Source organism: Asticcacaulis sp. (assembly GCF_051954415.1).
Taxonomy (GTDB): domain Bacteria; phylum Pseudomonadota; class Alphaproteobacteria; order Caulobacterales; family Caulobacteraceae; genus Asticcacaulis.
Window position 1 is genome coordinate 57,312 of sequence record NZ_JBQCHT010000040.1, and the last position, 24,813, is coordinate 82,124.

The 24,813-nt window shown below is 60.7% G+C and carries 20 protein-coding genes, 1 pseudogene and 1 riboswitch; of the genes and pseudogenes, 5 read left to right on the forward strand and 16 right to left on the reverse strand.

All coding sequences use genetic code 11. The annotated features are described in order from the left end of the window. Positions 1 to 11: 11 nt before the first annotated feature. The gene (locus ACTHND_RS15360; RefSeq protein ID WP_303827423.1) at positions 12 to 1,403 is read right to left on the reverse strand and encodes an ActS/PrrB/RegB family redox-sensitive histidine kinase; all 1,392 of its coding nucleotides are present in this window, start codon (positions 1,401 to 1,403) and stop codon (positions 12 to 14) included. Positions 1,404 to 1,429: 26 nt separating this feature from the next. Between ACTHND_RS15360 and ACTHND_RS15365 the strand changes: the two genes are divergently transcribed. The 3 genes from ACTHND_RS15365 to ACTHND_RS15375 all read left to right on the forward strand — a co-directional run bounded on the left by ACTHND_RS15365 (position 1,430) and on the right by ACTHND_RS15375 (position 4,194). Continuing rightward, positions 1,430 to 2,059, forward strand: coding sequence for an SCO family protein (locus ACTHND_RS15365; protein ID WP_440178834.1), 630 nt, complete (start codon positions 1,430 to 1,432; stop codon positions 2,057 to 2,059). A 151-nt stretch (positions 2,060 to 2,210) separates the two neighbouring features. Then, a complete protein-coding gene (locus ACTHND_RS15370) occupies positions 2,211 to 3,461 on the forward strand; it encodes a polyhydroxyalkanoate depolymerase (RefSeq protein WP_440178936.1) in 1,251 nt (416 codons plus the stop codon). After that, the gene (locus ACTHND_RS15375) at positions 3,445 to 4,194 is read left to right on the forward strand and encodes a M48 family metallopeptidase (RefSeq protein ID WP_440178836.1); all 750 of its coding nucleotides are present in this window, start codon (positions 3,445 to 3,447) and stop codon (positions 4,192 to 4,194) included. The genes ACTHND_RS15370 and ACTHND_RS15375 overlap by 17 nt, the downstream gene beginning before the upstream one ends. A 182-nt stretch (positions 4,195 to 4,376) precedes the next feature. Here ACTHND_RS15375 and ACTHND_RS15380 read toward each other — a convergent pair whose 3' ends face one another. Beyond that, a complete protein-coding gene (locus ACTHND_RS15380; RefSeq protein WP_440178837.1) occupies positions 4,377 to 6,467 on the reverse strand; it encodes a transglycosylase domain-containing protein in 2,091 nt (696 codons plus the stop codon). A gap of 157 nt (positions 6,468 to 6,624) precedes the next feature. Beyond that, the gene (locus ACTHND_RS15385; RefSeq protein ID WP_440178838.1) at positions 6,625 to 7,953 is read right to left on the reverse strand and encodes a voltage-gated chloride channel family protein; all 1,329 of its coding nucleotides are present in this window, start codon (positions 7,951 to 7,953) and stop codon (positions 6,625 to 6,627) included. Between the two features lie 23 nt (positions 7,954 to 7,976). Beyond that, positions 7,977 to 8,054: riboswitch (Fluoride riboswitch) on the reverse strand. Between the two features lie 169 nt (positions 8,055 to 8,223). Here ACTHND_RS15385 and ACTHND_RS15390 point away from each other — a divergent pair. Next, a complete protein-coding gene (locus tag ACTHND_RS15390; protein WP_440178839.1) occupies positions 8,224 to 9,786 on the forward strand; it encodes a RecQ family ATP-dependent DNA helicase in 1,563 nt (520 codons plus the stop codon). On the opposite strand, the gene ACTHND_RS15395 is transcribed toward ACTHND_RS15390, so the two are convergent. The 13 genes and pseudogenes from ACTHND_RS15395 to ACTHND_RS15455 all read right to left on the reverse strand — a co-directional run bounded on the left by ACTHND_RS15395 (position 9,787) and on the right by ACTHND_RS15455 (position 22,987). Then, positions 9,787 to 10,617 carry a hypothetical protein gene (locus tag ACTHND_RS15395; RefSeq protein WP_440178840.1) on the reverse strand — a complete coding sequence of 277 codons (831 nt, stop codon included), beginning with the start codon at positions 10,615 to 10,617 and terminating at the stop codon, positions 9,787 to 9,789. It lies immediately after the preceding gene. Then, positions 10,614 to 11,144, reverse strand: a complete 531-nt coding sequence (locus ACTHND_RS15400) for a PadR family transcriptional regulator (RefSeq protein ID WP_440178841.1) — start codon at positions 11,142 to 11,144, stop codon at positions 10,614 to 10,616. The genes ACTHND_RS15395 and ACTHND_RS15400 overlap by 4 nt, the downstream gene beginning before the upstream one ends. Positions 11,145 to 11,203: 59 nt before the next feature. Then, positions 11,204 to 11,617 (reverse strand): diacylglycerol kinase family protein, encoded by a 414-nt coding sequence (locus ACTHND_RS15405; RefSeq protein WP_440178842.1) that lies wholly within the window; start codon positions 11,615 to 11,617, stop codon positions 11,204 to 11,206. 54 nt (positions 11,618 to 11,671) lie between these two features. Further along, positions 11,672 to 11,866, reverse strand: a pseudogene (locus ACTHND_RS15410) (type II toxin-antitoxin system ParD family antitoxin); the annotation flags it as partial. A gap of 148 nt (positions 11,867 to 12,014) precedes the next feature. Next, positions 12,015 to 14,465 carry a DNA topoisomerase (ATP-hydrolyzing) subunit B gene (gene gyrB / locus ACTHND_RS15415; RefSeq protein ID WP_440178844.1) on the reverse strand — a complete coding sequence of 817 codons (2,451 nt, stop codon included), beginning with the start codon at positions 14,463 to 14,465 and terminating at the stop codon, positions 12,015 to 12,017. Between the two features lie 14 nt (positions 14,466 to 14,479). Continuing rightward, complete coding sequence (gene recF, locus ACTHND_RS15420) at positions 14,480 to 15,598, reverse strand: DNA replication/repair protein RecF (RefSeq protein WP_440178846.1); 1,119 nt, start codon at positions 15,596 to 15,598, stop codon at positions 14,480 to 14,482. A 126-nt stretch (positions 15,599 to 15,724) separates the two neighbouring features. Further along, entirely contained in the window at positions 15,725 to 16,846 is a 1,122-nt protein-coding gene (dnaN, locus tag ACTHND_RS15425) for a DNA polymerase III subunit beta (protein WP_440178847.1), read from the reverse strand. Positions 16,847 to 17,049: 203 nt separating this feature from the next. Then, complete coding sequence (gene dnaA / locus ACTHND_RS15430) at positions 17,050 to 18,468, reverse strand: chromosomal replication initiator protein DnaA (RefSeq protein WP_440178848.1); 1,419 nt, start codon at positions 18,466 to 18,468, stop codon at positions 17,050 to 17,052. Between the two features lie 928 nt (positions 18,469 to 19,396). After that, a complete protein-coding gene (gene rpsT / locus ACTHND_RS15435) occupies positions 19,397 to 19,666 on the reverse strand; it encodes a 30S ribosomal protein S20 (RefSeq protein ID WP_090650901.1) in 270 nt (89 codons plus the stop codon). Positions 19,667 to 19,843: 177 nt separating this feature from the next. After that, positions 19,844 to 20,725 carry a bifunctional DNA-formamidopyrimidine glycosylase/DNA-(apurinic or apyrimidinic site) lyase gene (gene mutM / locus ACTHND_RS15440; protein ID WP_440178849.1) on the reverse strand — a complete coding sequence of 294 codons (882 nt, stop codon included), beginning with the start codon at positions 20,723 to 20,725 and terminating at the stop codon, positions 19,844 to 19,846. Positions 20,726 to 20,900: 175 nt separating this feature from the next. Next, positions 20,901 to 21,809, reverse strand: coding sequence for an aldo/keto reductase (locus tag ACTHND_RS15445; RefSeq protein WP_440178850.1), 909 nt, complete (start codon positions 21,807 to 21,809; stop codon positions 20,901 to 20,903). Between the two features lie 230 nt (positions 21,810 to 22,039). Beyond that, the gene (locus ACTHND_RS15450; RefSeq protein ID WP_440178851.1) at positions 22,040 to 22,660 is read right to left on the reverse strand and encodes a carbonic anhydrase; all 621 of its coding nucleotides are present in this window, start codon (positions 22,658 to 22,660) and stop codon (positions 22,040 to 22,042) included. 54 nt (positions 22,661 to 22,714) lie between these two features. Then, entirely contained in the window at positions 22,715 to 22,987 is a 273-nt protein-coding gene (locus ACTHND_RS15455; RefSeq protein WP_440178852.1) for a hypothetical protein, read from the reverse strand. A 160-nt stretch (positions 22,988 to 23,147) separates the two neighbouring features. On the opposite strand from ACTHND_RS15455, the gene ACTHND_RS15460 reads away from it, so the two are divergent. Next, entirely contained in the window at positions 23,148 to 24,803 is a 1,656-nt protein-coding gene (locus tag ACTHND_RS15460; protein ID WP_440178853.1) for an MFS transporter, read from the forward strand. Positions 24,804 to 24,813: the final 10 nt, after the last annotated feature.

Below are 24,813 nucleotides of genomic sequence, written 5' to 3' on the forward strand. Positions count from 1 at the left end.
AGCATAACCCTTTATACATCAGGCGACAGGATATCGATTTGATCTCGCTGCCACAAGGCCCGCACATAGGCGCCGCCGATCTCGCGGTTACCAAAGGTCACATTGGCGCCGGTGTGTTCCAGCAGGGTCTTGGCGATAAAAAAGCCCAGCCCCATACCGGAATGGCTTTGCGCACCAAGCTTTTTGCCGGCTTTCACCCCCTCGTCGGCGTCATAACGCGAGGAAATATAAGGCTCGCCCAGCCGCGACAATATGTCCGGCGCAAATCCCGGCCCGTCATCCGAAATGGTCAGCGCCACATAGCCGCGCGTCACCTCGGCGCTGATCCGCACCTCCGAACGCGCGAAATCGACGGCGTTTTCGATAAAGGCGGAAAAGGCGTGTAGCCATTCCGGCCGGCGCAGGATCAGGATGCCGCCATCGGCATCGCCGATGCCTCGCGCTTCCACGTCGATATGGATGGCTACCCGCGCGCTTTGATAGGGTTCGGCGGCCGTGCTCAGGAAGGTTTTCAGCGGCACCTGGTCATAGACCGCATCACGCGTTTCCGGCCGGGCGGAAAGCGCCTTCAGGATATCGCGGCAACGTTGGCTCTGCGATACCAGCAGTTCGGCGTCTTCATAGAGCGGATTTTCCGGCTTGAGGCCATGCAGCATTTCGCGCGCCACCACCTGGATGGTGCCCAGCGGCGTGCCCAGTTCGTGCGCCGCCGCGGCCGCCAGGCCACCCAGGGCCGACAGCCGGGTCTCCTTTTCCAGCACGGCCTGGGTGGCGGCGAGCGCCTGGGCCATGCGGGTTGCTTCCAGCGCCGCCTGCCAGGCATAGCCGGCGGTGAAGGCGATCCCGACCAGTATGGCCGCCAGGAAGCCAAGCCGGTACATTTGCGGCAATACGAATGCCTCCCCGGCCTTCCACGGCAGGTCGAGCGACCAGAAAGCCAAAGCGATGGCCGCGGCCATCGACACCGCCACCACTACCAGGCCGTGGCGCGTCGGCAGGTTGGCGGCGGCCACGGTCGGCGGGGCGATCAGCAGCAGGCAGAAGGGGTTGTTCAGCCCGCCGGTGACGCCCAGCAGCAGGCCAAGCTGGACGGCATCGAAGCTCAGTTGCAGGGTCGCTTCCCAGCCGGCGACACGCGAATTGCGCCGGCCGAGGCTGAGGATGATATTCAGCCAGGCGCTGCCCATGATGATGCTGAGGCAGGACCACAGGCGAAGCGGGTAATTGAAACCATAGGCGATCAGCAGGATCATGGCGCTCTGGCCGAGAATCGCCAGCCAGCGCAGCATGATCAGGGTGCGCAGTCGCAGGTGATCCTGCTCGGCGCCGCCGCCGATCGGGGCTGCGACATCGGCGCCGTTTAAAAAGGCTGAGATATGGTTTAGAGTCTTGCTGACAAACATAATATTCTTTGGCTCGAAAGCTTCCGATGACTAAATTCCGCCTGGCGATCATCGCCGCCGCCTTCGCCCTGCTGATCGGCCTGGCCGGGTACAACTGGTACAACAGCCTGAAGGGCGGCGCAAATGGCGCAAGGTCGCAGTATGCGTCGCAGGTTGATCCGTCGGTGACCATCGGCGGTCCGTTCACCCTCACCAACCAGGATGGCCAGCGCGTCGACCAGTCGATCCTCACCGGCAAGTGGACGGCGGTCTTCTTCGGCTATACCTATTGCCCGGATGTCTGCCCGCTGACCCTGCAATCCCTGGCACGGACCAAAGCCGCTTTGGGTAAGGATGCCGACAAGCTTCAGATCGTCTTTATCACGGTCGATCCGGAACGTGATTCGCCGGCCAATATGAAGGCTTACCTGGCCAGCGGCGGCTTTCCCCCCGGTGTGATCGGCCTGACCGGCACGCCGGAGGAGATCAAAGCGGTCGAAAAAGCCTACCGCGTGACGGCGACCAAGAGCGGCGACGGCGATAATTACACCTATAATCACACAGCCGTGATTTTTCTGATGAACCCGAAGGGCCAGTTCGATTCGCCGCTGATGAGCGATATTACCCCACAGCAGAGCGCCGAGCAGCTCAAAGAGTCAATGAAGGCAAACAGTTAACGAACATGGCCGGGAAAGCGCTGTCAAACTTACGGGTCCAGGGTGCTCCGCACCCTGGTAAACTTATGTTTTCGGGCGTCGTAATGAATTGGCAGGACATGTTTGCTATTGTAAGTTACCGCTAACGGTAACCAGAGTACACATGACCTCCATGCTCTATTCGCTCCACGAATACGCCTACTATTCCGCCGCCCCGCTGCGGGCCATGGCGCAGATGACGCGCGATTTCTGGGGGTCGAAGCTCAATCCGGCCTCCGATACCGCCATCGGCCGCACGCTCTATGCCTCGGCGGAACTGTTTTCCAACGTCACCAAGCGCTACGGCAAGCCCGAATGGGGCATAAACAGCGTCAAGATCAATGATGTCGATGTCCGAGTCCAGATCATCGAGGACTGGTCAAGCCCCTGGTGCCGCCTGCTGCGCTTCCAGCGCGATCCGTCCGACCTGCGCCGCGCCAAACGCAAGACCTCGGCACCGGCCGTCCTTATCGTGGCGCCGCTGTCGGGCCACTATGCCACCCTGCTGCGCGGCACGGTGCAGGAATTCCTGCTCGATCATGATGTCTATATCACCGACTGGGTCAATGCCCGCCAGGTGCCGATCCTCGAAGGCCGTTTCGATTTCTACTCCTTCATGGATCATATCCGCGACATGCTGACCGTCATCGGCAGCCGCGCCCATGTGGTGGCCGTCTGCCAACCGGGACCGCCGGTCCTGGCCGCGGCCTGCCTGATGTCGGAAGACAGGGATGCCTGCCGGCCTGCCTCGATGACCTTTATGGGCTCGCCAATCGACGCGCGCTTCAACCCGACCGTGACCAACGACCTGGCGCAGGAAAAGCCCTTCACCTGGTTCAAGTCGAACATGATCCATACTGTGCCACCGCCCTATCCGGGCCTTGGCCGCCGCGTTTATCCCGGTTTTGTGCAGCTCTACAGCTTCATGAGCATGAACGAGGCCCGCCATGCCGACGCGCATTGGGATTATTTCCATTCGCTGGTCGATAATGACGGCGACGCCGAAACCAAGCACCTGGAATTCTACGACGAGTACCTGTCGGTGCTCGACCTGACCGAGGAATTCTACCTCCAGACCATCGACCTGGTGTTCCAGAAGTTCGCCCTGCCCAAGGGGGAACTGGTCCATAAGGGACGCACTGTCGATACGAAGGCCATTACCGATATCGCCCTGATGACCGTGGAAGGCGAGAAGGACGATATTTCCGGCGTCGGCCAGACCCAGGCGGCGCACGCCATGTGCCCCAATATTCCGGACGACAAGAAGCTTCTGTACGTCCAGAAGGGTGCCGGCCACTACGGCGTCTTCAATGGCCGCCGCTTCCGTGACGACATCTATCCGCGCATCCGCGATTTCATCGCCCAAAATGATAAGCTCGCTTAAGGCGCTGATCCGCCCGACGGCCACCTATGCTGCCGGCGACCTGCTCGATTGCGGCGAATATAAACTGCGCCTCAAGGTCAATGCCCGCGCCCGGCGGATTTCCCTGCGCATCGATGCCAGGAGCGGAGAAGCCGTGGTCACCGCGCCGCGTCCGAAACATCTGGCCGACGCCGTCGATTTCGCCCGCAGCCGCCACGACTGGATATTGCAGCACCGCCGCAATCAAGACGCGCCTCAAGCCTTCGCGCCCGGCATGACCCTTGCCATACGCGGTCATGCCGTCACCCTGGCGGAAAAGGCCGGCGTGATCACCGCCCGTCCCATACAGGCCGAGGATGGCTCATGGCAGTTGGTCACCAGCGGCGATGAAAAACTGTTTGCCCGCCGCGTCGAGCGCTATCTGCGTCAACAGGCTTTAAAAGCCCTCCAGACCGAAACCGAGCGCTATACGGCCATGCTGGGCGTTTCCGGCGTCAAGGTCTCTTTGTTCGATGCCCGCGGCCGCTGGGGTTCGTGTACCCCTTCGCGCAAGGCCATCCGCTATAGCTGGCGGGTGATCCTGGCGCCGCCGAAGGTACTGGAATATCTCGTTGCCCATGAATGCGCTCACCTGCGCCACCCCGATCATTCAGACCGTTTCTGGAACGAAGTGACCGCTATGTTCGGCGACTATAAGCCGGCACGCAAATGGCTGAAGACCGAAGGCCACACGCTGTTCAAATACACCTCGTAGCTCTCCTCCCCATCTTGATGGGGAGGGGGACCGCGAAGCGGTGGTGGGGCGCCCCTCCGTCATTTGCTGCGCAAATGCCACCTCCCCATTTAAGGAATGGGGAGGAGATATCGACCATAACCGGGGCTCTATGCAACATACGGGTCCAGGGCTCGGCGCCCCCGGTGCCTCGCACCCTGGCCTCACTGGTTCTTTCTTTGCGCCTCCGAGAAAAGATCGTCCAGCGAACTGTCTTTCTTCTTTTCTTCCGGATTGGGGATCGGCTTCATGGTGACGATCGGCGGCAATTCGCCATTTTGGCCCTGGCCATTGTCATTGGCCGCCTGCGACGCCGCCACGGCATCTGCCTGGGTGCCCAGCAAATCGCGCAGGGCGTCTTCGGCCACCGGCGTCAGTTCGCTGGGCGGCGGACCTTCCGGAATGGGGCTGGTCTGAATGCGCTTGAGCGCCGAGGTCATGTAGGTCTTCCATATGGCGGCAGGTGTACCGGCGCCGGTGACCTTGCCCTTCATCGGCGTGTTATCGTCGCGGCCCACCCAGACCACGGTAACGAAACCGCCGGTAAAGCCATCGAACCAGGCATCGCGGTAATCGCTGGTGGTTCCGGTCTTGCCGGCGAGGTCGTAACCGGAGATATTGGCGCCGGTGCCGGAACCGCGCGCCATGACGCCGCGCATCATCAGGGTCATATTGGACAGGGCCGGATTATTGACCACGCGTACGCGGCCGCCGTCTTCGCCCGGATCGCGGTACTGGTACATCACCTTGCCGGTGGCGGTACGGATGCGGATCACGCCATGCACCGTGGCGCGGATGCCGCCATTGGAGAACGGAATATAGGCTTGCGCCATTTCCAGCGGCGTAGCCTCGGAGGTGCCGAGCGCCATGGCCGGATCGGTGTTGATCTTGGCCGTCAGGCCCATGCGGTGCGCCGTCGCCGCCACATTATCGCGGCCGATATCATTGGCCAGACGCACGGCCACGGTGTTGATCGAATGGGCCAGGGCGGTTTGCAGGTCGATCAGACCCATATAGCTACGGGTGTAGTTTTCCGGAGAATAATCGCCAATGCTGTAGGGTTCATCCACCACCGGCGTGGTCGGCTGGTAACCCTTTTCCATCGCCGTCAGGTAGACAAACGGCTTGAAGGACGAGCCGGTCTGGCGGTGGGCGTCAGTGGCGCGATTGAACTGCGAGTCGGCATAGGAAACCCCGCCGATCATGGCGCGGATGCGGCCTTCGCCATCCACTGATACGACCGCCGCCTGCTGCGGGCCTTTCTTGGCGTCGCGTGCCATGATGGTCTGGACGGCGCGTTCGGCATCGGTCTGGATCGGCAGATCGAGCGTGGTTTCGACGATCAGATCCTCAGTATTTTTCGGGTCGATCAACGAGCGGATATCCTTGTCCAGCCAGTCGACGAAGTACTGGGCATGTGCCGAGGCCAGGGTCTTCGACACGCTGATCGGCTTGGCGATCGCTTCGTCACGCTGTTCAGGCGTAATGACCTTCGACTGCACCATCTCATTCAGCACGATCATGGCGCGGCGGCCGGCGCGTTCCTGGTCGGACAGCGGCGAATAGGAATTCGGCGCCTTCATCAGCCCGGCCAGCATGGCGGCCTCGCCTACGCTCAAATCCTTGGCGTCCTTGTTGAAATAGCGCTGCGATGCCGCCTCTATGCCATAGGCCCCCGCGCCGAAATAGACGCGGTTGAGGTACATCTCCAGGATTTCCTTCTTGGTGTACTTGTGCTCAAGCCACACCGCGATCATCAGTTCCTGCACCTTGCGCTTCATGTTCTGGTTGGCGGAAAGGAAGAGATTCCGCGCCAGTTGCTGGGTGATGGTGGAGCCCCCGGCCAGGTTGGCGCCCTTCTTCTTGCTCAGATTGCTGAGCAGGGCGCGGCTGATGCCGACCGGATCAAAACCGGGATGCGTGAAGAAGCGACGGTCTTCGATGGCCACAAAGGCCAGCGGTACATAATCGGGCAATTCCTCGATCTTGACCGGCGCCGAAGCCTGGCTGCCGCCGCGCACGGCGATCAGGGCGCCTGAGCGATCGAGATAGGTGATGGAAGGCTGCCTGTCCGGATTGTCGAGCTTGGAAATATCCGGCAGGTCGATGGCCATGACGCCGATAAACGCCACGCCAAAGATGGCGATCCAGATGACCGCTATGGTCAGCCAGTAAAAGACAGCCTGTAAAGGCGAGCGACGCCCTGTTCTTTTCCCCGTCCCCATACCGTCATCGGGGCCCCGTCCGTTAGACATTCAATCCTCACTCATGAACATGGTTCCGCATCGCCCGCTGCGGTCTTAGGTGTCTTATAGCAAATCCAGGGAAGCTGTCGCGTGAAGATTGGTTAACCCGCGCGTGCCCCCCCGACACCGGCCATAGCATAGCACGTCCATTCGGGCAAAAATACGGTCACTGGGCCGGGCGCCTTTGCGCCGCCTTCTGCCGTGCCTCGCGCAGGCTCACCTCCTGAAGCACGGCCAGGCCGGCGATCTTGGACTGGGCGATACGCTGGGAAAGATAGATGCCGGAATGGCCGCTGCACAGATAGGCGACAAAGCAGCCGGCGGCGATATAAACACCGTGACTGGTGCCGAATAACTCCATCCCCATCAGGGTGCAGGCCAGCGGCGTATTGGCGGCACCCGCGAACACGGCCACGAAACCGACCGCCGCCAGCAGATCGACCGGCACGCCCAGAACACCGCTCAGCGCATTGCCCAGCGCCGCGCCGATAAAGAACAGCGGCGTCACCTCGCCGCCCTTGAAGCCGCAGCTCAAGGTGACGACGGTGAACAGCAGTTTCAGCGCCCAGCTCCACGCATGGATATCGGGCCCGAACAGGCCGGGCAAAGTGATGTCGCCAGGATTGGGCGACCAGACACCGAGGCCGAGATAATCGCGTGTACCGCAGATATAGACCAGGGCGATCACCGCCAGGCCGCCGATGAGAGGCCGCAGCGGCGCATAGGGCACCCGCGCCTTGATCCAGTCACTCAAACGATGATTAGCCTCTGAAAAAAACAACGCGATCAGGCCGAAGGCGACACCGGCCAGAATGACCTTTCCCAGCAGCAGCGGGTCGACCAACTGGGCGATGGCGGCGACGTGATAGACCGTATGATGAATGCCCCAGGTCTGGCAGACCCAGTCGGCCAGCACCGCCGCGCCGAGGCACGGCACCAGAGCCAGGTACTGCATCCGCCCCATCGCCAGCACCTCCATGGCAAAGACCGCACCGGCGATCGGCGTGCCGAAGACCGCGCCAAAACCGGCGGCGATACCCGCCATCAGCACCACCCGCACCTCGTCATCGGTTAGTTTCCAAACGCGGCCAAACGCGCTGGCCAGGCTGCCGCCCATCTGCACCGCCGTGCCTTCGCGCCCGGCCGAACCACCAAACAGGTGCGTCAGCACGGTCGAGGCCAGGATCAGCGGCGCCATGCGCAGCGGCACCCCGCCGCCGGGCTGGTGGATCTGGTCAACGATCAGGTTGTTGCCACCTTCCGTCGCCCCGCCCTTCCAAAGATAGACGAGCCCAATGCCGAAACCGGCCACAGGCAGCAGATACAGCAGCCATGGATACTGGAAACGCAGGGCAGTAGCCGCATCGAGCGCCCACAGGAACAGGGCGCAGGCCGATCCGACCACAGCCGCCATCGGCGCCAGTATGGCCAGCCAGCGCAGCACGATCAGGCCATGCTTCAGGCGTTCGGTGAGAAAATCGGAGAAAACACGCATGACTCTACTCCTTGCAAAGTGGCAACCGAGTAGGAATCATCAGCTCATCGCGGAGCGGTTCGGCTCAACAGGCCAGGCAGAAATCCATTACCTTGAAATCCTCTTAGCCAAGCCAAGCGCCAGCGGTCAAGACGAAAACTTTTATCCTTATACCTCCCCGGCTATGCCGGGGAGGGGAACCGCGCCCGAAGGGCGTGGTGGTGGGGGTTCTGACTTTGTTTCCTTGTCTTTCCTCTTGGCCTCAAAACCAAAACACCCTATCGCTAAACCATGCTCTCCCCCGCCGATACCCTGAACCGACCCGCCAGCGATATGGCTCGCGCCGAAGATATCCTGCGCACGGTGTTCGGCTATGAAGCCTTCCGCGGCAAGCAGGCCGCGGTCATCGCCGCCATCCTGTCCGGCCACGATACCCTGGCCGTGTTGCCCACCGGCGGCGGCAAAAGTCTCTGTTATCAGATTCCGGCGCTTCTGAGCGGCCGTATCGGCATTGTCATCTCGCCGCTGATCGCCCTGATGAGCGACCAGGTCATGGCCCTGAAAGCGCGCGGCGTGCGCGCCGAACGGCTCGATTCCACCCTGTCGCTCGATGATCGCACCCGTCTGTGGGACGATGCCCGCGACGGCAATCTCGACCTGCTCTACCTGTCGCCGGAAGCCCTGTCGCCCTTCGTGCTTGATCGGCTGGTCAAACTGCGCCCCTCGATCATGGCCATCGACGAAGCGCACTGCATCAGCCAGTGGGGCCATGATTTCCGTCCGGAATACCGTGCCCTCGGCCAGCTCAAATCCCTGTTGCCCGATGTCCCGACCCTGGCCCTCACCGCCACGGCCGATGCCCATACGCGCGGCGATATCAAGGCCGCCCTGCATATTGATAATGCCATCGAAATCGTGGCCGGCTTCGACCGGCCCAACCTCTCCCTGCGTTTTGTCCGGCGCAAGGGCGCGGTGCTGAAATCGATCGTCGATATCCTGCGCCGCCAGAAAGGAAACGCCGGCATCATCTATTGTGGGTCGCGCGACGGCACCGAAAAGCTGGCGCAGAACCTCAACAAAGAGGGCTTTTCCGCCACCGCCTATCATGCCGGCCTGCCGGCGCAGGTACGCGAGGACCGGCTGAAAGCTTTCATGGCCGGTAAATCGAAGATCATGGTGGCCACCATCGCCTTCGGCATGGGTATCAACAAGGCCGATGTTCGCTTCGTCATCCACGCCGATCCGCCCTCTTCCACCGAAGCCTACTGGCAGGAGGTCGGCCGCGCCGGCCGTGACGGCCTGCCCGCCGCCGGCATCTGCTTCCATAATCCCGGCGATCTTGGCTGGGCGATCCGTCGCCTCGGCCTCCGTGAAAACGAGGGCGCGGCGGATCAATCGGTGCAAAAGGAAAAGGCGCGGGATTTCTTCCAGATGGTGCTCGGCCACGATTGCCGCAAGCAGGCCATCCGGCAGTATTTCGGCGACGAAGCCGGCGAGCCCTGCCGGTCGTGCGACAACTGCCTGAACCGCAACCGCGTGACCGATGTCACCGAACCGGCCCAGATGCTGATGTCGGCCCTCTATCGCCTGAATGGGCCGCGCGGCCGCAAGAAGCTGATCGACCATGTTCTGGGCAAGGCCGACAAGCCCGACTACACCACGCGGCTCCAGACCTTCGGCATCGCTAAAGATTATGATGCCACGCTGCTGACCCATGTGCTCGACCAGTGCGAGGCACTGGGCATCATCGAGGAAGAGCTGTACGACAACAAGATGCCGATTGTCGGCCTGAAGGATGCCGGCAAGCTCAAGCAGCTCTTCAAGGGCGATATCCGGATCGAAGCGAAGCTCTGATCAGCGCGGTTTTCGACCGCTCAGCAAAATCAGACTGGCCAATATACCGAACAGGAAATTCGACACACCCACCTCGATCAGATGCACATGCCGCACCGACCACGGCATCAGCGGATTGGGATAGAGCAGGGTCGCCGCCATGAAGACCGAAAAAGCCAGGCCGGTCAGCACCGCGCGTTTCCAGGTGCCGCCGGTCAGGCTGGCCACACTGAGCAGAGCCAGCAGAGCCCAGATCAGGCCGCGCCCGACCTGCAACAGCGCCAGTTGCCCCTGGTCGATATGAAAGCCCTGCGCATAATAGGTTCGCACATCGGCGCTCTGCCAGGCGATCAACGCACCGGCGCCGAAATAAAAGACGATATAGAGCGGAATGATCACCGGTATGCGCCAGTAAAGCCCGGTGAAGTGCTCAACCGGCATCGTCTCGCCACGCCACAAAAGTGCGCAGACCAAGGCCGCCAGCGCCGCCTTTACGGCATTGCCGACCGCCATCATCCACAGCAGGGCATCCGTCATATGGACATAGGCGTTGAAGTAGATCGCCTCGATCAGCGACAGCAGCGATTCCAGGCCGTAGAGCAGGCCGAACAGGGCGGCGAAACGCCCCCAGAACGGCCAACGCATCGCCGGCGCCATGGCCGACAGCACGACCGCATAAAGCCCCGCCGCCACCACAATGGCCGCCGTCAGGCTCAAAGGCCCGTCGGGCTTCATCGCCGGCGGTGCGGCGTGGGTCAGCATCTGGCCGATCATGCCGCCCGCCATCTGACCAATAATCAAGGCCAGCCACACGCCCGCGAATTTTAAAGCGAAAACCACATACCTGTTCATCTTACCTCCCCTTTCAACGCCTCATATGCCTCCGACGCCCATTGCGCCGAAGCCTCCAGTGATCGCAAACCGTGCAGAACCGCCAGCCGCGCCTGCAACGGCATCGCTTGCGCCTCATCCCCCGTCAGCCAGCCTTTCAGGCCCGCCGCACGACCGGCCATGACCGCGTTGAACGCGGTCAGGAAGTCGAGCGTGACCTGCCGGTCCGGATGATCGTTCAGGAAGGCGAAGCGCAGAAGCGCCGTATCGCTTCCCTCCTCCGTACCCATCGGCGCGGTCAGCCAGGCTTCAAACCGCCCCCGGCCCTCCGGCGTGATTTGCAGCACGCTCTTGCGTTTGCCGGCGGCCTCGGCCGTAATCAGCCCCTGCTTTTCCAGTCCTTTGAGCGCCGGATAGATGCTGCCCGGACTGCTCGAATAGCTGCCCATCGGCGTCGTCTCGAAGACCATGCGCAGGGCATAGCCCGTGCGCGGTTCGGCACGGATCAGGCCCAGGAGGGCATAACCGAGAGTCGTAATGGCAGGCAAGTAATACGCTCCGTACTATTTGGAGGCAAATTAATACGAAACGTACTAAGCTACAAGCTTTACAGGGATACCGGTCCGTGGAAGCGATCGAGCATCAGCTCGACATAGGGCCAGAGCGTCAGGAAGCCAATCACCGCCGCCCCGAAAGCACAGATAAGCACGGCCCCAGCGGCGATATCCTTGGCGTGCTTTACCAGTTCGGAATAGCCGGGCGAGACAACATTGCAGACATATTCGACCGCCGTATTGAAGGCTTCCGCCACCCAGACCATGATCATGGCAACGATCAGCCAGCGCCAGTCATCCAGCCGGACCTGCAGGAATGACGCGGCCAGTATAACCAGCACCGTCGCTGCCAGATGCAGCCAGGCATTATGCTGGGTCTTCAGCATGAAGCCCAAACCCCGCATGGCATAGCCCACGCTTTTCAGGCGGGAGGATATCTTTAAGGACTGTTGCGCTTCGTCTGTCATGCTCAGGATTCCTCTTCGCCAAACACAGCCTTCATGCCGGGGAGAATACCACTCTCACCGCGCCTTTTCCTTATCGATCATATCCTGATATTTTTGCCGCAAAGGCTCAAACACCTCATCTGCGTTCAAATCCGGCCCTTCAAGACCTTCCTTAAGCGCCGCGCGCAGGCTGTCCAGTTGCGCCTTGAGCCGTGACTCCCGCTCCTCAATCACGCGCAGGCCATCGCGCAGGATTTCACTCTTGGAATTGTAACGACCCGAACGATCAGGTCATCCATCAGGTTTTCGAAATGCGCGCGCAGGGCATAGCTACTCGGCATCGGATCGCTCCACAAAACAACCGCCTATGATAAGGCGGTTGTTCCCTTCAATCATAAGGGTTCTAGGGTCCGTGACCCTAGGCATCCACTTCCGCATTCAGGGCATTTTCCTGAATGAATTCGCGGCGCGGCTCCACCAGATCGCCCATCAGCTTCGAGAACATCTCGTCGGCTTCGTCGGCATGGTTGACCTTGACCTGCAGCAGGGTCCGGACGTCCTTGTCGAGCGTGGTTTCCCACAATTGCTCGGCATTCATTTCGCCCAGGCCCTTATAGCGCTGGATGGTCATACCCTTGCGGCCGGCATCGAGCACCGCCGAGACCAGATCGAGCGGGCCACGGATATCGATCGACTTGTCCTTACGGGTATAGATGGAGACGGCGTTATAGATATCGCCCAGGCCATCGGCGCGCTCACCGAGACGGCGGGCATCCTGGCTGTGCATCAGGGTCTCGTCGAGCACGATCTTTTCGGTGACACCGCGGCGGACGCGCTCGAAGACAAAACCGCCGAGTTCGCCGGGCTCGACCTTCCACGGGCCATCGCCATCCTGGTTGAGACGGGTCAGCGATTTGGCGACGCGGTCCAGGTCAGGATGGCCGCTGAACAGGCCGCCCAGCGCCGCCTGCTCCAACGCAAACGCCGGAGCGCGCGAGGACAGGCGATCGACCGAGCCCTTGAAGGTCTTGGCGGCGCGGATCTGCGCCTCCAGGTCGTTGCCGACGATGCGCTCGCCGGTTGGCAGGGCCAGCACGGCATCGCTGACACCTTCCTCGATCAGGAAGGTATCCAGTTCGTTGTCATCCTTGACGTAGCGTGACGACTTGCCCTTGGCCACCTTGTAAAGCGGCGGCTGGGCGATATAGAGATAACCGCGCTCGATGATTTCCGGCATCTGGCGGTAGAAGAAGGTCAGCAGCAGGGTGCGGATGTGGGCGCCGTCGACGTCAGCATCGGTCATGATGATGATCTTATGGTAGCGCAGCTTGTCGATATTGAAATCATCCCGGCCGATACCGGCGCCCAGCGCCACGATCAGGGTGCCGATCTGCTCGGACGACAGCATCTTGTCGAAACGTGCGCGCTCGACGTTCAGCACCTTGCCGCGCAGGGGCAGGATGGCCTGGTTTTCCCGGTTGCGTGCCTGCTTGGCCGAACCGCCGGCGGAATCCCCTTCGACGATGAAGATTTCGGACTTGGCCGGATCGCGTTCCTGGCAGTCCGCCAACTTGCCGGGCAGCGACGAAATATCGAGCGCCGACTTGCGGCGGGTCAGGTCGCGCGCCTTGCGGGCGGCTTCGCGGGCCGAGGCGGCTTCGACGATCTTGGAGACAATCGCCTTGGCCTCGTTGGGGTTCTCCTCGAACCACTGCGACAGCTTGTCATAGACCAGACCTTCGACCGCCGGGCGCACCTCGGAAGAGACCAGCTTGTCCTTGGTCTGCGACGAGAACTTGGGGTCGGGCACCTTGACCGACAGCACGCAGGTCAGGCCCTCGCGGGCGTCTTCGCCGGTGACCGAGACCTTTTCCTTCTTGGCCGCGCCGGAGGATTCCATGTACTGCGTCATGACGCGGGTCAGCGCCCCGCGGAAAGCCGCCAGGTGGGTGCCGCCGTCGCGCTGCGGGATATTGTTGGTGAAGCACAGCATCGTCTCGTGATAGCTGTCGTTCCATTGCAGGGCGAGATCCAGCTCGACCTTGTCACGCACGCCGCGCACATCGACCGGGGCCTTGAGGATCGAGGTCTTGGACTTGTCGAGGTGCTTGACGAACTCGACGATGCCGCCGTCGAAATGCAGGTTGACCTCGTAGGGCTCGGCCTCGCGCATGTCGGCAAAACGGATAGAGACACCCGAATTGAGGAAGGCCAGTTCACGCAGGCGGTGTTCCAGCGTCTTGCGGTCGAAATCGATGAAGGCAAAGGTGGTGATGGAGGGAAAGAAGGTGACTTCCGAACCGGTATAATCCTCACCGTTGTCGCGCTTGGGCGCCTCGCCGATCACTTCCAGCGACTTGACGGTGACGCCGCGCTCGAAGCGCACCGAATGCTTCTTGCCCTGGCGGTAGATAACCAGGTCAAGCCAGTCGCTGAGGGCGTTGACCACCGAGACGCCGACGCCGTGCAGCCCGCCCGAAACCTTGTAGGACTTCTGGTCGAACTTGCCGCCGGCGTGGAGCTCGGTCATGATCACTTCGGCGGCGGAAACGCCTTCGCCTTCGTGGATATCAACCGGGATGCCGCGGCCGTCATCGGTCACCGTGCAGGAGCCGTCCGGATTGAGGATGACCTGGACCTTGGTGGCGTGACCCGCCAGCACTTCGTCGATAGCGTTATCGACCACTTCGTAGACCATGTGGTGCAGGCCGGAGCCGTCATCGGTGTCGCCGATATACATGCCAGGACGCTTGCGGACGGCGTCGAGACCTTTCAGAACCTTGATCGAATCAGCGCCGTATTCAGACTGTCCGTTGGCATCCTTGCCGCTGTTCAGTTCTTCTGGCACGTCTTCGGGTTGATCGGTCATGGAAAGCCTTTTATTTACTCAATAAATTCAATGAATTGACCGCCTTCGATACGCACGCCCAGGGCGCGATTTTTCAGGCCGTCGAACAGGCCCAAATCAGTGCCCGTAAACACCGTTTGTAGCCCCAAAGCATGGGTCTCGTCAAACAATGCGTGGCGCCGCAGGGGGTCGAGATGGGCAGCGACTTCATCGAGCAGCAGGATAGGTTTGGACTGACTTTGAGCGGCTGCCAGACGCGCCCCCTGACCCAGGATGATATTGAGCAGAAGCGCCTTCTGCTCACCTGTCGAACAGTCGGCGGCGGGGCGGTTTTTCTCACGGTGAAGGACGGTCAAATCCATGCGATGCGGACCGAACAATGACCGCCCGGCGGCACCATCCCGACTGCGGGCGCGGCGATAACCCTCCAGCAGGTCGCCTTCCGGAATGAGGCCGGTCAGGCTGAGATCGGCCTTCGGGAAGGCGCCCTGGTGGCCTTCGATTTCAGCCTGCAGAGCGTCCAGAGCGGCGATGCGCGCCGCCATCATCTGCGCACCGGTTTCGGTCAGCTTCTGTTCCAGCAGGGTCAGCCAGGCATCATCCGCCGGCCGGCCGCCGGAAAACGCTTCCGTCAGCAGCTTCAGGCGCTCGCGCAGCGCCTTTTCATAGGCGCTGACCGTGGCGGCATGGCCATGATCGGCAGCATAGACCAAGCGGTCGAAAAAACGCAGGCGCTCGGAACGGGCCTCCAGAAAGAGCCGGTCCTGGAGGGGCGTCAGCCAGATCTGGCGCACATGCTCAAGCAGGCGCGAGGCGGTGACCGTCTCGCCATCGATGCGGACAATGCGCTTGTTGAGGTCGCGCGGATCGGAACCGGTGCCGAGATGGACCTCATCCTCGCCTTCATGAAATCTGGCCGCCACGCCCCAGGCGCGGCCTTTGGCCTCATCAGGCAGGCGGCGGCCAAGATCGGCAAAAGCCGCACCCCGCAGCCCCCGGCCGGGATTGAGCACGCTGATCGCTTCCAGCAGATTGGTCTTGCCGGCGCCATTGGGGCCGTAGAGATAGACGCTGCGGCCGGCAATCGCAAAATCCAGCCGCTCATAGGAGCGGAACTCGGTCAGGGAGAGGTGCTGGAGGGCGTGATGGGTCATAATCTCTCCTCCCCATGATAATGGGGAGGTGTCGCAGCTTGTCTGCGACGGAGGGGCGCCCCTCCGTCATCTTGCCAAGGCGCGATGCCACCTCCCCATTTGTGAAATGGGGAGGAGAAGGCAGGCTTACACACGCAGCGGCATCAAGACGTATTGCACGCCATTATCGACCGGATCGAGCACCAGGGTCGGCGAGGAGGCATCCGAGAAGCGCAGTTCGACCGTATCGCCGCCGATCTGGCCCATCACATCCATGATATAACGGGCGTTAAAACCGATATCGAGGGTCTCGTTGTCATAATCGATCTCGGCCTCTTCAACGGCTTGCCCGGCTTCGATATTGCGCACCGAAAGGGTCAGGCGGCCGGGCTCGATGGTCATCTTCACCGAGCGCGACTTTTCCGCCGAAATGGTGGAAACGCGGTCCACGGCCTTGGAGAGGATACCGGCGTCCACGGTCATGACCTTGTCATTGCCCTTGGGAATGACGCGGCCATAGTCGGGGAAGGAGCCGTCAATGATCTTTGAGGTCAGGGAGGCATTGCCGAACTGGAAGCGAATCTTGGCCGGTGAAACGGTCATATCGACATAGCCAGTGCCGTCATCGAGCAGGCGGCGGGCCTGATCGATTGTCTTGCGCGGGATGATGACCCCGGCGCCACCCATGGCGCCTTCGGGCGCGGGCATTTCGGCGAGGGCCAGGCGATGGCCATCAGTCGCCACGGCGCGCAGGTAGTTGGAACCATCCTCCGCCAGGCAGTGCAGGAACAGGCCGTTCAGGTAATAGCGGGTTTCCTCGGTCGAGACGGCGAAGCGCGTCTTGTCGATCAGGCGCTTCAGGTCGTCACGCAGGATCTGGTAGGAGACGCCTTCGTGATCGCTCGACATGATCGGAAAGTCACCGGCCGGCAGGACCGGCAGGGCAAAGCGCGAGCGGCCAGCGGAGACCGACAGGCGAGGATCGTCACCGGCGGCGAATTTCAGTTCGACATCGGCGCCGTCGGGCAGCTTGCGGACGATTTCATAAAGGGTGTGGGCCGGCGCGGTGATCTGGCCAGGGACGGAGACGATGGCTTCGGCGGTATCGACGATTTCCATGTCGAGGTCAGTGGCCGAAAAGGACACCTGGCCACGCTCAGCCGACAACAGGACGTTGGACAGGATAGGGATGGTGTTGCGGCGTTCGACAACGTTCTGGACGTGGCCCAGGGCTTTCAGGAGCGCGCCACGTTCGATGGTAAATTGCATCTTGTAATTCCTACCGGCCTGTATTCCGGCTTGCTGGAATACAGAGCCGGGAGGCGGACATTAGACGATCAGACGTAAAGATCAAGAAGTACAATGGGGTTTGGGGCCTGTGGCCCCAAGACTTCTCTTCTTGTTTTTCTCTCGCCCCACAGGGGCGAAGGAAAAACAAGAATAAGATGTGGGGTCACGGACCCCACACCCCATTAGACGTTACGGAGCTTGCGCGTCAGCGCTTCCACGTCACGCGCGATCTGGTCATCCGCCTGCAGCAGTTCCTCGACCTTCTTCACGGCGTGCAAAACGGTCGTGTGATCGCGCCCCCCAAAGCGACGGCCGATATCGGGATAGGAGCGCGTGGTATGCTGCTTGCACAGCCACATGGCCACCTGGCGCGGACGCGCCACGGAACGCGTGCGGCGCTCGGACAGGAGGTCCGCCTGCTTCAGGCCGAAATGATCGGAAACCAGCTTCTGGATTTCATCCACGGTGACGCGGCGCTCGACGGCCACCTTCAAATTCGGCTGCAACAGCGCCATAGCTTCTTCCAAGGTCAAACTCCCAAGACGCGGCCCAGCGGACGCCACCAGAGTATTCACCGCGCCTTCAAGCTCACGGATCGACCCCGGCACACGCTCGGCCAGAAAATGTAAAACATCGGAACGCGGGTTCTGGGCGGCGCCCAGGCGTTGCGACAACTGTTCGAGCTTGCGCTCGATAATGCCCATGCGCAGGCTCTGATCAGCCACATCCAGCGCACAGACCAGCCCGGAGGACAGGTGCGAACGCAGGCGCGCTTCGATCTCAGTCAATTGCGAAGGCGGACGATCGGCCGTGAAAACGACACGGCGATTGTTTTCGATCAGCGAGGTCAGCGTGTGGAACAGCTCTTCCTGGCTGGAGGTCTTGCCGCCGATGAAATGCACGTCATCGATCAGCAGCAGGTCGGCGCCGCGCACCTCGTCCTTGAAGGCGGCCGTGGACTTGTCCAGCAGCGCCTTGACGAAGGTGGAGGTGAACTTTTCGGCGGTCAGATAGACGATCTTCGCATCCGGGCGGCGCGTCTGCGCCTCCCAGCCGATGGCGTTCAAAAGGTGGGTCTTGCCATAACCGTAAGGGCCGTGGAAAAACACTGGGTTGAAATGGCCGTCCGCCCAGCTCGCCACCTGGCGCGACATCTGGAAGGCGAATTCATTGCCGCGGCCGGCCACGAAACTGTCGAAGGTCAGACGCTCCTGCAAACCGCCGATGCGGTTGGGCGCCACGGCCTCTACCACCACGGGCGCAGCCACCGGTGTCACGTCCTTTACCGGCACCGCGTCCACGGCTGGCGCTTCGCTGTTACGCGTCGCATCCTCATATTCAACGCGCGACTTGATCTCCAGCACCCGTGAATCTGGATCGTGCTGCGTCCACAACTCCTGCGCCCGGCGGGCGGCATTGCGCGAAATCCAGTCCCGCGCATAGGCCGTCGGCGTCACCAGCACCGGGTCGCCATAAGGCCCGGTGCGCACGCTGGACGGCGCCACATAGGAATTGAAAGGCCCTTCTCCCAGTTCCTTGCGGAGAACTGTCGCCACTTTGGACCATACCGTTTCAGGTAAAATCGGTGACCAGCTTGTCATGCTTGGCATTCTTTTATCGCCCCGATCATCTGCCTTAACCCACACCACTTTACGCGTTTACTAAAAGAACGACCGAAAACCGCCGGGATTATCATCCCGAAACAGCGCCCGATCCTCCGCCCTGTGTCCGGCCCGCGACCCTTCCGTCACCAGGCCGCCTTGAAACCGAACCACATGCCTTCACCACAAGACATGCCGCCCTAAGCACGAACCACCCTTAACCGCGGGTTGAAAACCCAGGCCGCGAAGCCGGGTATAAACACCTTGGTTTTTCGCCTTTCACGGGAATAACAAGCCCCGTTTCAGGCCATACTCGTCCTCACGCCGGAACCGTGAAAAACGGCGCCGGCAGAAAAAGTCAAATCCCGGAGAGCGAGAGTAAGGAATACTCCGGCCATCCCGAAAAGGTTAGCTAATCCGTTTTGCAAGGCTGCCGGAAATATTGGCCCGAAAAGGCCGCCACTCCCGATTTTATAAGCCTTTGAGCAACACACACACGTAACCGTCAGGCGGATGCGCGTCTGCTTTACCCAAGTGTCCGGCACCGGGCCGGTAACCGCCTAATTCCTCCGTATCAGGAGGAGTTCAGCGGTGAAGGGACAAATTAACGTCCTGCGCCGCCGGGTCAATGACCTAATTTATCAACAGCAGCGGATATTTTTATTGACTCCGCTAACCTGTTCGCCCGTAACGAGAAATTAAACATATAATTGCCAATTATTTTTCTACCCCTAACCGTCCTCAATAAGGACGCGCCTTGACGGTAAAATCGGCAACAAAAAATACCTCGCCCGCCGCAGCGGCCGTGAGATAATGCCTTGTATTTTCAGGAATTAAGGAAGGATCGGGAAGATTTCATTCCCGCGATCCCGCACAGGCGCAAAAAAAGCGACGAAGCCTGAAAAGCTCGTCGCTTCTTCCGGTATGATTAGGCGGTGGCCAGCTTCTTGAGCTGGGCGGCCAGACGCGACACCTTGCGCGAACCGGTGTTCTTGTGAACCACGCCCTTGGACACGGCACGCATCAGTTCGGACTGCGCCTCGACAAAGGCGGCCTTGGCAGCGTCGGCGTTACCGCCGGTCAGGGCTTCTTCAAACTTGCGCACGAACGTACGAACGCGCGAACGACGCGCCTTGTTGACTTCGGTACGGGCAGCGATCTTACGGATCGCCTTGCGGGCGCCAGGATTATTGGCCATTCATCACCTTACAGGACGAGATTACAGTCAAAAGCCTCCGCCCGGACGGCGAAGACATGAATTTCAAGGGGGCGGGATATAACTGAAGACGCCCCCCCGGTCAATGCACGCAAACGCGCTTTTATCGATCGGAGCGTAAAAATTATTCACACCCGTGATTAAGCGGTGTTTCGGGCGTCATTTCTGGCAGACCGGGCAGTAAAAACTCGACCGCCCTTGGTGGACCTTGCGCTCAATCAGGCCACCATCGTGGCGCGTACAGGGCTGACCCTTGCGATCGTACACGCAGAAGCGGTGCTGGAAATAGCCAAGCTCACCCGAGGCCGCCGCGAAATCACTGATCGATGAGCCGCCAGAGGCCACCGCCTCTTCCAATACGGTCTTGATGGCTTCGACCAGCGCTCCGGCTTCCTTCTGCGTGAGAGCAGACGCCTTGTGATCGGGACTTAACCGCGCCCGCCACAGGGCCTCACAGACATAGATATTGCCGAGCCCGGCAATGCCGCCCCGCTTTTCATGGCCCTGCGCCATCAGCAGCGTCTTGAGGTTGACATTGCGCCCCGCGGCCATTTTCAGCAGGACATCCGCAGTCAATTCGTCGGACAGCGGCTCGACACCCAGCCCCCTATACCATTTACTCTCGTAAAGTTCATCCGGCTTGAGCAGCAGCATGAAGCCGAACCGGCGAGGATCGTAATAGTCAATGCAGCTGACCTCGCCGTTCGGAAGCGTCGCCAGGCACTGGAAGTGCAGGTGTTTTTCATCAGGCAGCACCGCGTGATAATAGCGCGCCAGGTCTTCGGGGCTATCGTTGACTTGGAAGCGACCGGTCATGCCCAGGTGCGTCACCCAGATATCCTGCGTATCGAGATAGAACAGCAGGTATTTCGCCCGCCTTTCCAGACGCAGCACTTCTGCGCCCTCCAGCCGTTCGGCAAAGCGGTCCGGAAACGGATAGCGCAGGTTCGGCCGGTGCAGGCGTACATCGCTCAGTTTTGCGCCGGCCAGATGCGGCGCCAGCCCGCGCCGGACGGTTTCGACTTCGGGCAGTTCGGGCATGGCGATGGTTCCGGGAGGGTAAGAGCAGGGGACACAGTCCCCTGCACCCCGATACTCGACAATGATTAGTGACTTCAATACCAAAATATCCGGCCCCAAGGGGTCGGATATTTTGGTATTCATATCATTACACACTGTAGAGTCATGGGGTCCAGGGGTCCGTGACCCCTGGCCTTTACGCCACCCGCACCAGCCGCCGGGTCGCCTGCTCCCCCAGGTCGGCGAACCATTGCGACGGGTCGAGCGCCACCTCGTCGGTGAGCGCCATGGCGTCCCAGTTGAGTTTCGGCGCCTTGCGTTCAGAGGCGGCCACGATGGCGCGCAGTTCCGCCGCCGAGGTGACGCCGACCATCACGGTCGTGACCCCTTCGAGGTTGAGCGCGAAGCTCAAGGCCGCGTGCAGCGGATCGGCACCGCATTCCGCCATCATCCGGCGCACACGCGACAGATGAGGACCGATGGGCGTCAGATTGCCGGGCAGGCTTTCGCGCGGCAGGAACAGCAGTCCCTGCAGAAACACCGAACGGATCTGCACCTCTACGCCCAGATCGGCCAGGTTCTTGATCGTACCGTTTTTCACCAGGCGCTGATCGAGGATCGAGGCCGGCACCTGCATGAGATCGGGCTTGAAGCGTTTGGCCAGCAACAGCGGCTGATCGGCCGCGGTGGCGCTGATGCCGATCCGGCTGATCAGGCCCTCGCCTTTCAATTTCTCCAGGCGCGCCCACAGGGCATCGCCCTCCGGACCCATCAGGTCTTCGGCGCGATCGACCAGGGCGGCATGGGCACGCACCAGCCCCATATGATCCACTGAGCGACGCAGGCGCGATTCCAGCCATTCCAGACCATTTTCAAGGCGCAGCGTGCGCACCTGTGGCTTGAAAGGCGATGGAAACGGCCAGTTGCGGCCGAGCACGCGCTCGACATCGCCATCATGATGCGAGGCGTCGATATTAAGGATTTTGCAGTCGGCGGCCAGTTCGAGGATCTGGCGCACCTCGTCCTCGCCCACGCGTCCCCGCGTGTTCGAAATGCCGTAGTCACCGCCAAACTGCGCTGAACCGAGACCGAGGCTTGCCGCCATAGGTGCGTCTTTTCCAAAAACTTAACCAGATTCCTTAACCACGTAAGGACAGGCATGAATTTGGACGGGAAATGTTAAAGAAGGTCTTTACGGGAAATAAGAAACCCATGCGACTTACCCGTTTTTTTGATAAAAAACATGGTTAATGTGGCATTAACTTTCGTATTTCGATCAGAAAATCAGGCTTTTATTGCCGTGACATGAAAACGGTGGGTTAATTTTTTCATCCCCTAAATATCGAAGATACGTTGCCGGTCTTCGATATTCGCCATGCTGACCCCCTGGTCGGTGACCAGCCCGTTAGCGATGGAATAGACCCAGCCGTGAATGGTCAGGGGCTGACCGGCGCGCCAGGCGTTCTGCACGATGGGCGTCAGGGCGACGTTTCGGGCCTGGGCAATGACGTTCAGTTCACACAGGCGGTCGAACTTCTGCACATCGTCGCCGATTTCCGCCAGTTCGTGCTGATGGGTGTGCGCCACTTCACGGATCGGCGACAGCCAGTGATCGATCAGGGCGTCGCCTGAGGATTCGATGGCCGCCCGCACCCCGCCGCAGCCATAATGGCCGACCACGAGGATATGCTTCACCTTCAGCACCTGCACGGCATATTGCAGCACGCTCAGATAGTTGGCGTCCTGCGAAGGCGTCAGGTTCGCGATGTTGCGGTGGACGAACATCTCGCCCGGATCGAGATTGACGATTTCATTGGCCGGCACGCGGCTGTCAGCGCAGCCGATCCAGAAATATTCCGGCGATTGCTGGGCCACGAGGCGTTTGAAAAATTGCGGATCGATTTCGGTCTTCTGACGTGCCCAGCGGCGATTGTTTTCGATCAGTTGATCCAGCATGACCCGTATCCCTCACAAAAGACTTGCGGCCTTATAAGGCCGTGAGCAATCAGATCAAGTGCTTTTGTCGCCGCCCCCGCGCAATACAACCTGGCTGTGCGGAATATGCGCGCTCGCCTGTCCTTTAAGCCAGTCTATACCCTGGTCGATGGTCAGGCCGGCCTTTTCGAACGATCCGTAACGGAAGAACAGGATCAGCAACACCACGCCGATCAGGCCCAGCAAGCCTTCGACAATGCTGAGCACAAGCGGCCCCCACTGCACCCGTTTGACCCTGGCATAGGAGGTCAGCCCTTCGGCGGCGCGGACAGGTTCGGAAAACTTCATCTTTGACCCCCTCGGAAACATTCCTTAACACCACCTTAACCTTAAATTCCGCCCGGCGCCAGAGGCCGCGACAGGTCTCACGAATAGCCTTGTTTTCTGTAATATTTTCGGTCAAACCTTGGTCATAAGCCCGAACATACGGGCCATACAGGGGCCCTGAATGACAACCGAAGACACATCGCAAAAGAAGAACCTGCGCACGATCGTAATCGCCTCGGCGGCAGGCACAACCTTCGAGTGGTACGACTTCTTCATCTTCGGCTCGCTGACCACCATCATCGCCCAGAACTTTTACGCCGGCCTGAACGAAACCCTGGCCACCATAGCGGCCCTGGCCACCTTCGCCGTCGGCTTTATCGCCCGGCCGCTGGGCGCTCTGGTCTTCGGACATATCGGCGACAAAAAGGGGCGGAAAGGTACGTTCCTCTACACCATCCTCGTCATGGGCCTGGCCACCATCGCCATCGGCCTGCTGCCGACCTATAAACAGGTCGGCATACTGGCCCCCGTCCTGCTGATAACCTTGCGTATCGTGCAGGGCTTCGCGCTCGGCGGCGAATATGGTGGCGCGGCGATCTATGTGGCCGAACACGCGCCCGCCAACAAGCGCGGCGCCTATACCGGCTGGATCCAGACCTCCGCGGGCTTTGGCCTGATTGCCGCCCTGCTGGTTATTCTCGTCACCCGCAAGACCATTTCAGAACCCATATTCGCTGATTGGGGCTGGCGCATTCCCTTTATCGTCTCGGCCGGCCTTCTGGCAGTCTCGGTCTATATCCGCGCCAAAACGGCCGAAAGCCCGGCCTTCAAGGCCCTGCACGAACAGGGTCAACTGGCCAAGTCACCGCTGTCGGAAATCTTCACCCGCTGGCCCAATTTCAAGGGGATGCTGATCGCGCTCTTCGGCTTCATGACGGCCCAGGGCGTGGTCTGGTACACCACCTTCTTCTACACTCAGGTCTTCCTGACCTCGATCGTCAAGCTCGATCCGGCCGACATGAATACGCTCGTCATGGGCATGACGCTCGTTTCCGCCTGCCTCTATGTCGCCTTCGCCGCGCTTTCAGACAAGATCGGCCGCAAGCCGGTGATGGTCTTCGGCATCCTGCTGGCCTGCATCGCCTTCTTCCCCGGCTATCAGGCGCTAATGAAACTCGGTAATCCCGATCTCGAAGCCGCACAGCGGACCAACCCGGTCTATGTGGTGGCTGATCCGGCGCAATGCAGTTTCCAGTTCGACCTCTTCAACACCGCGCAATTCACCACGCCGTGCGATCTCGCCAAGAGCGTGGTGACCGGCATCGGCACCCCCTATGTCAGCCGCGCCGACACGACCGCCAGCCAAAACGCCACCATCCATATCGGTGCGCAGGTCATTACCGTGCCGTCCGGCAAGGGGCTGGACAAGGCCGGCCTCAAGGCGCTGAAAGCCAAAGCAACGGGCGAAGTGAAGACCGCGCTAAAAGCGGCGGGATATCCCGAAAAAGCCGATCCGAAGAAGGCCAATCTGTGGGCGATGTTCGGCATATTGTGCGTCTTCGCCGTGGCCTGCACGGCACTGTACGGCCCGATGGCCTCGGCGCTTGTGGAAATGTTCCCGACCCGCGTGCGCTATACCGCCATGAGCCTGCCCTACAATATCGGTACCGGCTGGTTCGGCGGCTTGCAACCGGTTCTGTCGTTCGCCATGGTGGCGGCGTCAGGCAATATCTATTTCGGCCTGTGGTATCCGGTCGCCACCGGCCTGCTGGCGGTTCTGGTCTCGCTGCTGTTCCTTAAGGAAACCAAGGGCCGCGACCTGCATACGATTGATTAAAGGTTAGTTA